The organism is Aquamicrobium sp. (assembly GCF_023954335.1).
Taxonomy (GTDB): Bacteria; Pseudomonadota; Alphaproteobacteria; order Rhizobiales; family Rhizobiaceae; genus Aerobium.
Window position 1 is genome coordinate 854451 of sequence record NZ_JAMLIE010000002.1, and the last position, 13864, is coordinate 868314.

13 protein-coding genes are annotated in these 13864 nt (G+C 68.1%); 1 reads left to right on the plus strand and 12 read right to left on the minus strand.

Annotated features, from left to right (window positions below; translation table 11 throughout):
- Positions 1-82: 82 nt before the first annotated feature.
- From mmsB to M9945_RS16875, 9 genes are all read right to left on the minus strand, one after another.
- On the minus strand, positions 83-964 hold the full coding sequence (gene mmsB / locus M9945_RS16835) for a 3-hydroxyisobutyrate dehydrogenase (protein WP_367945496.1): 882 nt from the start codon (positions 962-964) through the stop codon (positions 83-85).
- 101 nt (positions 965-1065) lie between these two features.
- Positions 1066-2238 (minus strand): isobutyryl-CoA dehydrogenase, encoded by a 1173-nt coding sequence (locus M9945_RS16840; protein ID WP_367945497.1) that lies wholly within the window; start codon positions 2236-2238, stop codon positions 1066-1068.
- Positions 2239-2459: 221 nt separating this feature from the next.
- Positions 2460-2633 (minus strand): hypothetical protein, encoded by a 174-nt coding sequence (locus tag M9945_RS16845; RefSeq protein WP_367929656.1) that lies wholly within the window; start codon positions 2631-2633, stop codon positions 2460-2462.
- Positions 2634-2720: 87 nt separating this feature from the next.
- The gene (locus M9945_RS16850; RefSeq protein ID WP_367945498.1) at positions 2721-3476 is read right to left on the minus strand and encodes a TSUP family transporter; all 756 of its coding nucleotides are present in this window, start codon (positions 3474-3476) and stop codon (positions 2721-2723) included.
- 2 nt (positions 3477-3478) lie between these two features.
- Entirely contained in the window at positions 3479-5101 is a 1623-nt protein-coding gene (locus M9945_RS16855; protein WP_367945499.1) for an ABC transporter ATP-binding protein, read from the minus strand.
- A complete protein-coding gene (locus tag M9945_RS16860; RefSeq protein WP_367945500.1) occupies positions 5098-5967 on the minus strand; it encodes an ABC transporter permease in 870 nt (289 codons plus the stop codon). The genes M9945_RS16855 and M9945_RS16860 overlap by 4 nt, the downstream gene beginning before the upstream one ends.
- Entirely contained in the window at positions 5964-6911 is a 948-nt protein-coding gene (locus M9945_RS16865; RefSeq protein WP_367945501.1) for an ABC transporter permease, read from the minus strand. Before M9945_RS16865 ends, M9945_RS16860 begins: the two co-directional genes overlap by 4 nt.
- A gap of 78 nt (positions 6912-6989) precedes the next feature.
- A complete protein-coding gene (locus M9945_RS16870) occupies positions 6990-8483 on the minus strand; it encodes an ABC transporter substrate-binding protein (RefSeq protein ID WP_367945502.1) in 1494 nt (497 codons plus the stop codon).
- Positions 8484-8574: 91 nt separating this feature from the next.
- A complete protein-coding gene (locus M9945_RS16875; RefSeq protein WP_367945503.1) occupies positions 8575-9894 on the minus strand; it encodes an acetylornithine deacetylase/succinyl-diaminopimelate desuccinylase family protein in 1320 nt (439 codons plus the stop codon).
- 187 nt (positions 9895-10081) lie between these two features.
- Here M9945_RS16875 and M9945_RS16880 point away from each other — a divergent pair, with 187 nt between their 5' ends.
- On the plus strand, positions 10082-10522 hold the full coding sequence (locus tag M9945_RS16880; RefSeq protein ID WP_367945504.1) for a L,D-transpeptidase: 441 nt from the start codon (positions 10082-10084) through the stop codon (positions 10520-10522).
- On the opposite strand, the gene M9945_RS16885 is transcribed toward M9945_RS16880, so the two are convergent.
- The 3 genes from M9945_RS16885 to M9945_RS16895 are packed head-to-tail and all read right to left on the minus strand — an operon-like array spanning position 10513 to position 13842.
- Complete coding sequence (locus M9945_RS16885) at positions 10513-11499, minus strand: lipid A biosynthesis lauroyl acyltransferase (protein WP_367945505.1); 987 nt, start codon at positions 11497-11499, stop codon at positions 10513-10515. The genes M9945_RS16880 and M9945_RS16885 overlap by 10 nt on opposite strands.
- Positions 11499-12527: a zinc-binding dehydrogenase gene (locus tag M9945_RS16890; protein WP_367945506.1), complete on the minus strand. Its 1029-nt coding sequence runs from the start codon at positions 12525-12527 to the stop codon at positions 11499-11501. The genes M9945_RS16885 and M9945_RS16890 overlap by 1 nt, the downstream gene beginning before the upstream one ends.
- Positions 12528-12567: 40 nt before the next feature.
- Positions 12568-13842 carry a beta-ketoacyl-ACP synthase gene (locus tag M9945_RS16895; protein ID WP_367945507.1) on the minus strand — a complete coding sequence of 425 codons (1275 nt, stop codon included), beginning with the start codon at positions 13840-13842 and terminating at the stop codon, positions 12568-12570.
- Positions 13843-13864 lie beyond the last annotated feature (22 nt).

A 13864-nucleotide genomic window follows, 5' to 3' on the forward strand; every position in this document is an offset into this window, starting at 1 on the left:
TTACCACGCGGTTATCGAGAGCTTAAGCAATCCTGAATCCGCCACTTTTTTGCGCGTGGCGGATCGGATCGGCGTCGACGCCTCAGGCCTTGCCGCGCAGGAAGCGGACGATGCCGGAGAAATCCGTGCCGCCGTGGCCGGCCGCGTCGAACAGGGCGTAGAGCTGGGCGGCTTCCGCGCCGAGCGGCGTGACCGCGCCCGCGCCCTGCGCCGCCTCCTGCGCCAGCTTCAGGTCCTTCAGCATCAGCGCCGCGGCGAAGCCCGGCTGGTAGTCGCGGTTGGCGGGGGAGGTCGGCACCGGGCCGGGCACCGGGCAGTAGGTGGTCAGCGACCAGCACTGGCCCGACGAGGTCGAGGCGACGTCGAACAGCGCCTGATGCGACAGGCCGAGCTTCTCGGCCAGCACGAAGGCTTCCGACACGCCGATCATCGAGATGCCGAGGATCATGTTGTTGCAGATCTTGGCGGCCTGGCCGGCGCCGGCCTCGCCGCAATGCACGATCTTGCCGGCCATCGGCTGGAGCAGGGGCTCGGCCGTGGCGAAGGCTTCCGCCGCGCCGCCGGCCATGAAGGTCAGCGTTCCGGCGGCCGCGCCGCCGACGCCGCCCGAAACCGGCGCGTCGACCGACAGCATGCCGGCCTGCGTCGCCACCGCATGGACCTTGCGCGCCGACTCGACGTCTATGGTCGAGGAATCGATGAAAAGCGTGCCCTTCGCCGCCGCCGGCACGATGTCGGCATAGACGGAAAGCACATGCTTGCCGGCCGGCAGCATGGTGACGACGGCGTCGGCCCCCTTGACGGCCTCGGCGGCGCTCGCCGCGACCGCCAGCCCGTTGGCGCGCGCGGTGTCGAGGTTCTGCGGCACGAGGTCGAAGCCCCGAACCTCATGCCCCGCCTTGACCAGATTGGCCGCCATGGGATTGCCCATATTGCCGAGGCCGATGAATGCGATGGTGGTCATGGTGTCCCTCCAGAGAAAGAGTGAGTAGGGAATAGTGAGTAGTGAGTGGTGACGAGGGAATTTTCCTACTCACTACTCACTATTCCCTACTCACTTACTTTTCATCTTCCGATCAGATGCCGCGCCACGATCAGGCGCATGATCTCGTTGGTGCCTTCGAGGATCTGGTGGACGCGCAGGTCGCGCACCAGCTTCTCGACGCCGTATTCGTGCAGATAGCCGTAGCCGCCATGGATCTGCAGCGCGTCGTTGGCGATGTCGAAACAGGTGTCGGTGACGAAGCGCTTGGCCATCGCCGACCATTTGCCGGCGTCGTGCGCCTTGCGGTCGAGCTTCGAGGCGGCGGTATAGAGCATGATCCGCGACGCCTGAAGCTCGATCTCCATGTCGGCGAGCTTGAACTGGAGCGCCTGGAACTGGTTGATCGCCTTGCCGAAGGCGACGCGCTCGCCCGCGTAGGACAGCGCCTTGTCGAGCGCCGACTGCGCGCCGCCGAGCGAGCAGGCGGCGATGTTGAGCCGCCCGCCGTCGAGCCCGGCCATGGCGATGCGGAAGCCCGCGCCTTCGCCGGACAGGAGGTTCTCGGCCGGCACCTTGCAATCCTCGAAGATCACCTGCCGGGTCGGCTGCATGTGCCAGCCCATCTTGTTCTCGGCCGGACCGAACTTGAGGCCGGGCGCGTCCTTCGGCACGACGAAGGTCGAGACGCCCTTCGGACCGTCGTCGCCGGTGCGGGCCATGACGACGTAGACGTCGGAATCGCCGGCGCCGGAGATGAACTGCTTGGTGCCGTTCAGCGTGTAGTCGCTGCCGTTGCCGCCCGCGCGCACGGCGCGCGTCTTCAGCGCGGCGGCGTCCGAGCCCGAGCCCGGCTCCGTCAGGCAGTAGCTCGCCAGCCATTCGAGCGAGGTCATGGCCGGCAGGAAGCGCTGGCGCTGCTCCTCCGATCCGAAGGTGTCGATCATCCACGCCGCCATGTTGTGGATCGAGATCATCGAGGAAAAGCCGGGGCAGGCGGCGGCCAGCGCCTCGAAGATCAGCACCGCGTCGAGGCGTCCGAGGCCGGAGCCGCCGACATCGTCGCCAATATAGATGCCGCCGAAGCCGAGCGCGCCCGTCTCGCGGATGACGTCGGAGGGGAAATGCCGCTCCTTGTCCCATTCGAGCGCGTAAGGCGCGACCTTCTCGGCGGCGAAGGCGGCGGTCATCTCCTGAATGGCGCGCTGGTCCCCGTTGAGCTCGAACTGCGCGGCGGCAGGGGTCGCAGCGTCCATGACATCCTCCCAGATGGCCGATGGCGGATTTCGGCGGTCGATCGTGCCGCCAGTCTATTCCATCGAGGCAGCCGCGCAACAAGGCTGCCTGCACAGGCGCTGTGCGAAATTTGGATAATGGGAGTGCGATTTATCGAGGTCGGCGACCGGGCGGAACGAAACGGGCCGGCGCACGGGGTGGCGCGCCGGCCCGAAGATCCAATCGATGGAGACCGCCGCTTTTACATGCCCTTGAACAGGCTTCCCGCGGCGAGGGCGAGCCAGGCGACGAAGACGATCCAGAAGGCCCAGACCGCGACGGCGGGGCCGAGGACCGCGAGATGACCGAGAAGACCGACGAGTGCGAGGACGACGGAAATCAGGAACACGATCTGCGTGGGGGCATTCAGATTCATGACTTTCTCCCTGAGACAAGATGATTCCCTGCCGCGTTACTTTACTCTTTCCGAACTCTTCGGGGAGGGTTGTTTTCCTCGTCTTGCTCAGTCGAGCAGGAGACGCAGCGCCAGCACGACGCAGGTGACCACCAGCAGCGGCTTGATCAGCCGCGCGCCCGCCTTCATGGCCAGCCGCGCGCCGAGCCTTGCGCCGACGAACTGCGCAACGCCCATGACCAGCCCGACCTTCCACGACACCGCACCGACGGCGGCGAACAGGATCAGGCTGCCGAGATTGGACGAGAAGTTCAGCAGCTTGGTGTGCGCCGTCGCCTTGAGGACGCCGTAGCCGGCGAGCGCGACGAAGGCGAGCATGAAGAACGAGCCGGCGCCGGGGCCGAACAGCCCGTCATAGAAGCCGATCAGCGGCACCATGGTCAGGCCGAACAGGAAGGGCGAGATGCGCTGCGCCCGGTCGATGTCGCCCATATCGGGCTTGAAGGCGAAGTAGAGGGCGATGAGGACGAGCATCGGCGGCAGCGCCGCGCGCAGCCATTCGCCGGGCAGGACGGTGGCGAGCAGCGCGCCGGCGATGGAGCCGAGAAGGGCGAGCAATGCCCATGGCAGCTGCCGCCGGAGGTCGACGAGGCCCGCCGAGGCGTAGGACCAGGTGGCCGAGCCCGAGCCGAACACGCCTTGCAGCTTGTTGGTGCCGAGCGCCTCGACCGGCGAGAAGCCGGCGAGGAGCAGGGCGGGAACCGTCACCAGCCCGCCGCCGCCGGCTATGGAATCGATGAAGCCGGCAAGGAATCCCGCCAGCGCAAGGAGAAGCAGGATGTCGAGGCCGATCTCGCCGAACATGGCTAGCCTTGTTCGGAGAGGCGGCGGGCGAGCGCCCGCGAAAGGTCGGGCGCGGCGGCGACCAGCGCCTTCGCCGCCTCCGATTGCGGGTTGTCCAGCACCTCGCCGGTGTTGCCGCGCTCGACGATGCGGCCCTCATGCATCACCATCACCTGGTCGGTAATGGCGCGCGCCACGGTGAGATCGTGGGTGATGAACAGATAGGCGACGCCGAGCCGGCCGTTCAGATCGGCGAAGAGGTCGAGGATCTGGGCGCGGATCGACACGTCGAGCGCCGAGACCGGCTCGTCGGCCACCACCAGCTTCGGTCGCGTGATGATGGCGCGGGCGATCGAGATGCGCTGGCGCTGGCCGCCGGAAAACTCGTGCGGATATTTCTCCATGTCGCGCGGCGCGAGGCCGACCTCGTTGAGCGCTGCCGCCACCATCTCGCGCCGCTCGGCGGCCGTGGGCTGCTTTTCGAGCAGATGCAGCGGCTCGGCCACCAGCCGCTCGACCTTGTGGCGCGGGTCGAACGAGCCGTAGGGGTCCTGGAACACCACTTGCATCTTGCGCCGCGAGGCTTTCAGCGCCGCCTCGCCGAGCGCGCTCGTCTCGGCGCCGTCGAGCCGGATCGCGCCGCCGGTCGGCCGGTCGAGCGCGAGGATCATCCGCGCGAGCGTCGACTTGCCGCAGCCGGAGCGGCCGACGAGCGCGACCGACTGGCCCTCGGCAAGCGAGAACGACACGCCGTCGACGGCGCGGAACGGCGCCGGCTTCGTGAACAGCGAGGCGCGGCGGCCGGGGTAGTCCTTCGTCACCGACGCGACCTCGAGCAGCGGCGCGGCGGCGGTCCGCGCCCGCCGGGGGCGGCGGTCCGGCACATGGGTCGAGGCGCGGGCGAGCTGGCGCGTATAAGGATGCGCCTGCTCGGTGAGGATCGTTGCCGCCGGGCCCGATTCCATGACCTCGCCATGGCGCATGACGGTGATGCGGTCGGCCATGTCGGCGACGACGGCGAGGTCGTGCGAGATAAGGAGGAGGCCCATCTTCCGCTCGTCGACCAGATCGCGCAGAAGGTCGAGGATCTGCGCCTGAAGGACGACGTCGAGCGCCGTGGTCGGCTCGTCGGCGATCAGCAGCTTGGGTTTCAGGGCGCAGGCGATGGCGATGACGACGCGCTGGCGCTGGCCGCCGGAAAGCTCGTGCGGAAAGCGCGACAGCGGGAATTTTTCCGCCGGCAGGCCGACGCGGTCGAGGATCTTGCGCGCTTGCGCCTCGGCTTCGGCGCGCGAGGCGCCGGTGTGCCAGCGTATGCCCTCGGCCACCTGCTCGCCGATGGTCTTGACCGGGTTGAGCGCCGTCATCGGCTCCTGGAACACCATGCCGATATCGTCGCCGCGCAGCCGGTTCATCGCCGCTTCCGGGGCGGAAAGGATGTCGATGCCGTCGAAGGCGACGCGGCCGGAAGCGCGCATCATCTCGGGCAGGAGGCGCATCACGGTCAGCGCCGTCATCGACTTGCCGGAGCCGGATTCGCCGATCAGCCCCATCACCTCGCCCTCTTCGATGGCGAGGTCGACATCCTTCAGGATCGGGGTGCTGCCGATGGAAAGCGTCAGCTTCTCGATTTCGAGGAGGCTCATCGCTCGCGCCTCAGTCTCGGGTCGAGCACGTCGCGCAGGCCGTCGCCGAGCAGGTTCAGGCCCAGCACCGTGACGACGATGGCGAGGCCGGGGAAGACCGCCTGCCAGGGCGCGATCATCATCCGCGTCTGGGCGTCGAACAGCATGCGCCCCCATGACGGCATCGGCGGCTGTGCGCCGAGGCCGAGATAGGACAGGCCCGCCTCGGCGAGGATGCCGAGCGCGAACTGGATCGTGCCCTGCACCAGCAGCATCGAGGCGATGTTGGGCAGGATGTGCTCCAGCGTGATCAGCACCTGCCCCTTGCCGGCGGCGCGCGCCGCCAGCACGTATTCGCGAGGCCACAGCGACAGCGCCCCGGCCCGCGCCACGCGGGCGAAGACGGGCACGTTGAAGATGCCGATGGCGATGATGGCGTTGACCGCGCCGGGGCCGAAGATCGCGGTGATCATGACGGCCGAGAGGAGGGCCGGAAAGGCGAAGACCACGTCGTTGAAGCGCATCAGCGCCTCGTCGATCCAGCCGCCGCGCGCCGCGGCCCAGCAGCCGAGCGGCACGCCGATCCCCATGCCGATGCCGACGGCGACGATGGCTACGGCGATCGAGTTGCGCGAGCCGATCATGATCATCGACAGGATGTCACGGCCGAAATGGTCGGTGCCGAACGGGTGCTGCCACGACATCGGCTTCATCCGGTCGGCGACGACGAGATGGGTGATGTCGGTCGGCTTCCACAGGAAGGAGAGAAGCGCCATCGCGGCGATCAGCGCGGTGATGACGAAGCCGGCGACGAAGGAGCGGTTGGCGAAGGCGAGCCGCAGCAGGCCGGGCGGCGCGGCTTCGGGCGCTGGCGTCTCCATCGTCATGCCCTGACCCTCAGGCGCGGGTCGACCACGGCGTATAGGATGTCGACGACGAGGTTGACGAGCACGACGCTCGCCACCAGCAGGATCACCACGCCCTCGACCACGATCAGGTCGCGCTGGGTGATGGCCTGGAAGACGAGGCGGCCGAGGCCGGGGAGATAGAACACGTTCTCGATGATGATGGTGCCGGCGAGCAGGAAGGAGAATTGCAGGCCCATGATGGTCAGCACCGGGATCATGGCGTTGCGCAGCGCGTGCCGCCACAGAACGGTGCGCCGCGGCATGCCCTTGGCGCGGGCGGTGCGGATATAGTCCTCGCCCAGCACCTCCAGCATGGCCGAGCGGGTGACGCGGGCAAGGATCGCCGCCTGCGGCAGCGCCAGCGCCACGGCCGGCAGGATCAGCGCCTTCAGGCCCGGCCAGACGCCGGCGCCCCAACCGGGGAAGCCGCCGGACGGAAGGAGCCTCAGCCACACGGCGAAGACGTAGACGAGAAGCAGCGCGAACCAGAAATTCGGCACCGCGACGCCGAGCTGGGCGATGCCCATCGACACCGTGTCGCCGGCCTTGCCGCGCCGGGCGGCGGAAAAGATGCCGACGGGGATGGCGATGGCCGTCGACAGCGCCAGCGAGATCAGCGCGAGCGGCAGCGAGACGACGACGCGTTCGAGGATCAGGTCGATCACCGGCGAGGAATAGGTGAAGGAGCGGCCGAAATCGCCGACGATGAGCCCGCCGACCCAGTTGACGTAGCGCACCGGAACCGGGGCATTGAGGCCCATCTGCTGGCGCATGGCGGCGAGCGCCTCCGGCGTCGCGTTCATGCCGAGCATGAGCTGGGCTGGGTCGCCCGGCAGGATTTCCAGCACGCCGAACACCACCATCGACGCCACGAGGAGCGTGACGGCGCCGATGCCGATGCGTTTTGCCAGAAATGCGATCATGCGGGGAAAGGGCCTGCCGTGACGGAAAAAGCCTCCCCCGCGATGCGCGCGGGGAAGGCGTTCAGGAAAGGCCGGATGCTATTCCGTCCAGTGGACCTTGGTCAGGTCGGCGACGGAGAGCGGCCAGTTCTCCCACATGCCTTCGAGCTTGGCGTCCCACACGCCGACCTTGGGCATCTGGAACAGGAAGCCGACGGCCGCGTCCTCGGCGAGGATGCGCTGGGCCTTGCCGTAGAGCTCGTTGCGCTTGGCCTCGTCGGTCGTGACTTCCAGCTCCTCCATCACCGCGTTGAACTCGGGGTTCTGGTACTGGAAGTAGTAATCGGGCCGCGCATAGATGTTGATGTCGTTCGGCTCGACATGGCTGACGATAGACAGGTCGTAGTCCTTGTCGGTGAAGACCTGCTTCAACCAGTCGGCCCACTCGAGCGGGACGATCTCCAGGTTGATGCCGACCTGGCGAAGCTGCGAGGCGATGATCTCGCCGCCCTCGCGGGCATAGGGCGGGGGCGGCAGCTTCAGCGTCGCGGAGAAGCCGTCCGGCAGCCCGGCCTCGGCCAGCAGCTCCTTGGCGCGGTTCGGGTCGTGCGGATAGGTGCCGGTCAGGTCGACATAGGCCGGATGGTGCGGGGCGAAGTGCGAGCCGATCGGCACGCCGAGGCCGGAGGACGCGCCGGCGATGATCTCGTCGCGGTTCAGCGCATGGGCGATGGCCTGGCGCACCTGGAGCTTGTCGAACGGCTCCTTCTTGTTGTTGGTCGACAGGACCGTCTCACCCTCGGTCGAGCCGATCACCACCTTGAAGCGGGGATCGGCCTCAATCTGCGCCAGCGCGTCGCCGGCCGGCATGTTGGAGAAGGCGTGGACGTCGCCTGAGAGCAGGGCAGGGATCGCGGCGGCGGCATCCGGCACGATGCGGAATTCGGCGCGCTCCAGCGCGACGGGCTCGCCCCAGTAGTCGGGATTCTTGACCAGCTTGATCGAGGAGCCCTTGGCCCAGCTCTCGAACTTGAACGGGCCGGTTCCGACCGGGTGCTCCTTGTTGTTGTCGGCCGTGGCCGGCGAGACGATGGCGGCTTCGCCCCAGCCCATGTTCCACAGGAACGCGCCCTGCGGGTGCTTGAGCGTCACCTTCACGGTCGCCGGATCGACGACCTCGACCGTGTCGACGGCCGAGTAGAGCTGCTTCTGCGGGTTGACCGAATCCTCGGCCATGGCCCGCTCGATGGAGAACTTGACGTCGTCGGCGCTGAACGGCGTGCCGTCGTGGAACTTGGCCCCGGTGCGCAGCTTGAAGGTGTAGGTCTTGCCGTCGTCCGAGATGTCCCAGCTTTCGGCGAGGCCGGGCTGCACCTGCCCGTCGGGGCCGATGCGGGTGATGCCTTCGAAGATGTTGGCGTAGCCGACTTCCTTGATCGCGGCAGCGGCGCCGGCGGTCGGGTCGAGATGCGGCGGCTCCAGCACCATGCCGATGACGACATCGGTGCGGGCCGCGAGCGCCCCGGTGGCGGCGGCGGTGGAAACGGCCAGCGCAAGCCCTGCGGCGGCGAGGATCGACTTCAACGGCTTCATCACTCTCTCCCTGACGTGGAACTGATTTTGGCGGCGATCAAAGCGCGAAACGGCCGGCGAGTAAATCGGCTTTGTTGCGGCGCACCGCGCTCTATCCGTGACGGTGGCCGTGGCCATGATCGTGGGCATGGGAATCCTGGCGCGCGCCGCGCAGCAGCGCGTCGAGCGAGATCGCCATCACCTTGGCCGATTCGACCATGTCGTCGATGCCGACCCACTCGTCCGGCCGGTGGGCGAGATCGAGGATGCCGGGGCCGTAGGCGATGCAGTCGTGCAGGTGGCCAATGCGGGCGATGTGCTTCTGGTCGTAGGTGCCGGGCGAGATCACGTAGTCCGGCTCGCGGCCGAAGATCTGCCGGATTCCTTCCGCCACCGCCGTCACCACCGGCGCGTTGCGCTCGGTCATGGTCGGCAGCACCTCCATCATGTCGCGGATCGAATAGTCGAATTTCGGCCGCTCGCGCTTCAGGCGCTCGAGAATGGACGTGACCTCGCCCTTCACCTCGTCGAGCGATTCCTCGAGCAGGAAGCGGCGGTCGATCACCGCGCGGCATGAATCCGCGACGTTTGGCGAGGGAAGGCCGGGAAAATGGTCCTCGGTCTGGCCGCCATGGATCGAGTTGATGTTCATGGTCGAGCGGCGCGCGCCTTCCGGCACGACGGGCATCTCGGTCCGCTTGGCGTCGAGCGCGGGAAAGAGCTCGTCCTCGAAAGCGTGGAGCACCGCGCCCATGTGGCGGATCGCCGAATCGCCGAGGAAGGGCATCGAGCCGTGGGCGATGGAGCCCTTCGTCTCGATCTCCGCCCACCAGACGCCGCGATGGCCGAGGCAGATGCGGTCCTTGTTCAGCGGCTCGGGGATGATGACGTGATCGACGCGCGGGCGGGAGAACAAGCCCTGCCGCGCCAGATAGGCGACGCCGCCGAAGCCGCCGGATTCCTCGTCCACCGTGCCGGAAATCTCGATCGCGCCGGGGAAGTCGGGAAAGACCTCCATGAAGGCTTCGGCCGCGATGATCGAGGCGGCGAGGCCGCCCTTCATGTCGCAGGCGCCGCGCCCGTAGACGCGCCCGTCCTTCACCGTGCCGGCGAACGGATCGACGGTCCAGCCTTCGCCGGCCTCGACCACGTCGATATGCGAGTTGAAATGCACGGTCGCGCCGGGGCTGCGGCCCTCGCGCCGCGCCACGATGTTGGTGCGCGGGTAGCGATTGGTGTCGCCGGGCGTGCCTTCGCCGCGAACCAGCTTCGTCTGGAAGCCGCGCTGCTTCAACCGCGCGCCGATATATTCGGCGCAGGGCGTATAGGCTTCTCCCGGCGGGTTGACCGTCGGGAAGCGGATCAGGTCCGACGTCAGGGCGACGAGCTCGTCGCGTCGGCTTTCGACTGCACGGAAGAGACGTTCGTTCATGGGGCAACCTAGAGCAAAGCGGGGCAGGTCTGGCAAGATGTCGGCGTTGGGCCAGCGCCTCACGCGGATTTGACCGCCCGCCGGCGACATCCTGTTAGGGAATTGGCGGCAGGATGCGCGGGAAGATTGATCGCAAAGGGATTCTGCGGCAATGATTTTCGCGAGACCGGGCAGGGGAATCGGGGATATGGCGGGCACGAGGCGTTTCATTGCGACCGTGGCAGCGGGCCTCGCGCTGTGGACGCTCCCGGCCGTCGAGGCCGAGGCCGCGAGCCTCATCGCGCGCGTCGACGTCGCGGCGCAGAAGATGACCGTCTCGCGTTACGGCAAGGTGCTGCACGAATGGCCGGTCTCGACCGCGGCGGCGGGCTACACGACGCCGCGCGGCGAATACCGGCCGCAGCGCATCCACAAGATGTGGCATTCGCGCACCTACGACATGGCGCCGATGCCGTTCGCGGTGTTCTACGACCGCGGCTGGGCGGTGCACGGCACCTCGGCCGTGTCGCGCCTCGGCAGCCCCGCCTCGCATGGCTGCGTGCGGCTCGCTACGCCCAATGCCGAGATCTTCTACACGCTGGTCCGGCAGGTCGGGCCGGGCAACACCCGGATCATCGTTCAGGACTGAGGGGCGGGCTTCGCCGCCTTCGCCTTCTTCCTGCCGTCGAGCTCCCAGCGCTTGTGGAACCACATCCACTGGCCGGGATGCTCGCGCACCCAGCCCTCGACCACGTCGTTCAGCAGCTGGCAGGTGGCGTTGACGTCGACCGTGCCCTTTTCGGTGCGCGGCAGGACGAGCCTGTCGTAGACCTCGAGCCGGAAGCGGTTGCCCGGCAGGCGGATCGAGCGCGCGGGGTAGACGTCGCACTCGTACTGGCGGGCGAGTTTGGCGACGAGCGGGCTGGTGTTGCAGGGCAGGCCGAAGAAGGTGGTCGGCACGCCGTGCCTGAACTTCTGGTCGACCAGCACGCCGATATTGCCGTCGCGCTCCAGCACCCGGGCGAGGCCGAAAGCGGCGCCGGCGCGCGAGGCAATCAGCTCGCCCATCGCCTCGGCGCGGGTCGAGAAGATGTATTTCGCGATGTAGGGGTTGTTCGGCGCGCGGAACAGCGCCGTCACCGGCAGGTCGTAGAGCGAGGCCGCCACCGGTAAGAGCTCGAAATTGCCGGTATGGGCGGTGAAGAAGATGTGCGGCTTCTTCTCCTCGCGCAGGCGCAGGAAAATCTCCTCGCCGGAAATCTCGATCCGCGCTTGCTCGCCGTCGCCGGGCTTCAGCTCGAACATCCGGTCGAGATAGAGATACTCGCCGGCAAGGCGCGCCATGTTGCCCCACATGTCGGAGGCGATGGCGCGGATCTCCTCCTCGCTTTTCTCGGGGTAGGCGCGGCGCAGATTGTCGAGCGCGACGCGGTGGCGGCCGGTGAGCGGCCCGATGCGCCGGGCGGCGCGGTCGGCGAAGGCCAGCGCCCTGTCGGGCGGCAGGAGGCGCAGCAGCCACAATATGGCGAAGGCGAGCTGCCCGACCAGCCAGTGCTCCGCCCGCTTGAGAATGCGCAGCGTGCGCGCGGCGAGCGGCCGCAGGAATGTCGCCGCGCGTCCGGCCATCAGGCGATCCGCAGGATGATCTTGCCGAAGACGTCGCGGCCTTCCATGCGGCGCAGCGCGAGGTCGATGTCGTCGAAGCCGACTTCCGTGTCGATCACCGGCCTGACGATGCCGGCCGCCATCTTGAGCATGGCGTTCTCCATGTTCTCCATGCGGCAGCCGAACGAGCCGAAGATCTTCAACTGCTGTTGGAAGAGCTGCATCAGGTTCATCGAGGTCGAGACGCCGGAGGTCGAGCCGCAGGTGACGAGGCGGCCGCCCCGCTTCATCGACAGCATCGAGCCGGCCCAGGTGTCCGCCCCGACATGCTCGAACACGACGTCGACGCCCTTCTTGGCGGTGAGCTTGCGCACCACGCCCTCGAAGCGGTCCTCGCGATAGTTGATGACGTGGTCGGCGCCCAGCGCCTTCGCCTTGTCGATCTTGTCGTTCGAGCCAACGGTGGTGATGACAGTGCAGCCCATGCGTTTTGCGAGCTGGATCGCGGCCGAGCCGATGCCGGAGCCGCCGGCATGGATCAGGATGGTCTCGCCGGGTTCCAGCTTCGCGTTGTCGAACAGCATATGCTCGACCGTGCCGAAGGTGACGGGCGCGACCGCCGCGCCGACCTCGTCGACGCCCGGAGGCGCGGGGACGAGCAGGCGCGCCGGGAGATTGACCTTCTCCTGCGCGAAGCCGTCGAGATGGAAGCCGTGAACGCCCGAGACGTGGCCGCAGAGGTTGTCGCGGCCCTCGCGGCAGGCGCGGCAGCGCCCGCAGGTGCGCGCGCCGTAGATCGAGACGAGCTGGCCGGGCAGGAGGCCGGCGACGCCCGGGCCGACCGTCTCGACCTCGCCGGAGGCTTCCGCGCCGATGACGAGCGGCATCTTGCGCTTGGCGAAGGCCATGCCGCGCCAGCCCCAGACGTCGATGTGGTTGAGCGCGACGGCCCTGATCCGCACCGTGACCTCGCCGATGGCGGGCGGCGGCGGAGGAGGCAGCTCGACGGCTTCCAGCCGCCGGTCCTCGACGAGTTGCAATGCGCGCATGGGTTTTCGTCCGCTAGTGTCTGTCTTGTTGCGGTGCGGGTTAGCCGGGTTCCCGCGCCATGACAAGGCATGCGTTCTGGCCGCCGAAGCCGAAGGAGTTCGACAGGACGGTCGAAACCTCGGCCTCGCGCTTGACGTTCGGCACCACGTCGAGCTCGATCGAGGGGTCGGGCTGGTCGTAGTTGATGGTCGGCGGGATGACGCCGCGCGTCATGGTCAGGATCGAGAACACGGCCTCGACCGCGCCGGCCGCCGACAGCGTATGGCCGATCATCGACTTGTTGGACGAGACCGGCATCGTCTTCATCCGCCCGCCGAACACGGTGGACAGCGACAGGTGCTCCATCTTGTCGTTCTCCGGCGTCGAGGTGCCGTGGGCGTTGACGTAGTCGATGCCGTCCTCGCCGAGGCCGGCGTCGGCGAGCGCGGCGCGCACGGCGGCGATGGCCGGCGAGCCGTCTGGCTTGGAGCGGGTGCGGTGGAAATCGTCGGCCTTCTCGCCGCAGCCGGCGACGATGCCCAGCACCTTGGCGCCGCGCGCCAGCGCGCTGTCGAGCGATTCCAGCACCAGCGCGGCCGAGCCTTCGGCCAGCACGAAGCCGTCGCGGTCGCGCGAGAAGGGCTTCGAGGCCTTCTGCGGCTCCTCGTTCTGCGTCGACAGCGCCGAGAGCAGCGAGAAGCGGATCAGCGCCTCGGCGGTGGCCGAGCCGTCGGCGCCGATGGAAAGCGCCCGCGTCGCCTCGCCGCGGCGGATGGCCTCGACGCCGAGCTGGATCGCGGTCGCGCCCGAGGCGCAGGCGGTCGAGACGCTCACCGGCAAGCCGCGCGCGCCGAACCGCTCGGCTAGCCGGTCGGCGATGGTGCCGAACTGGGTCGAATCCCAGACGGTCTCGTCGAGATGCTCGCGGGCCGAGACCAGCAGCCGCTCATAATCCGGCAGGTCGAGATTGGCGGCGTCGTAGAGGCGGAAGCGGTCGTGCCAGCCGAGCTCGACCGGCGGCGTGGCGAGAAACAGCGGGCCGGCGAAGTTGCCGGCATCGAGCCCCGACCCCGCGACGGCCTCGACGGCCGAGGTTTCGGCGAGCTCGTAGGTCAGGGCGCTCGCGCCCTTGTCGCTCGACGGCAGGAAATCGACCATGCCCGAGATGGTGGTCGCCAGATGCTCGACCGGGAAGCGCGTGATCGGCCGGATGCCGGAGCGGCCGGAGGTCAGGGCCGACCAGTTGTCCTCGACGCCCTGGCCGAGCGAGGTGACGACGCCGATGCCGGTGACGGCGACGATGGGCCTGCCCAAATGATCGGTGGTGCGTGCCATGCGGGTTGCCTTCCCTCTTAGA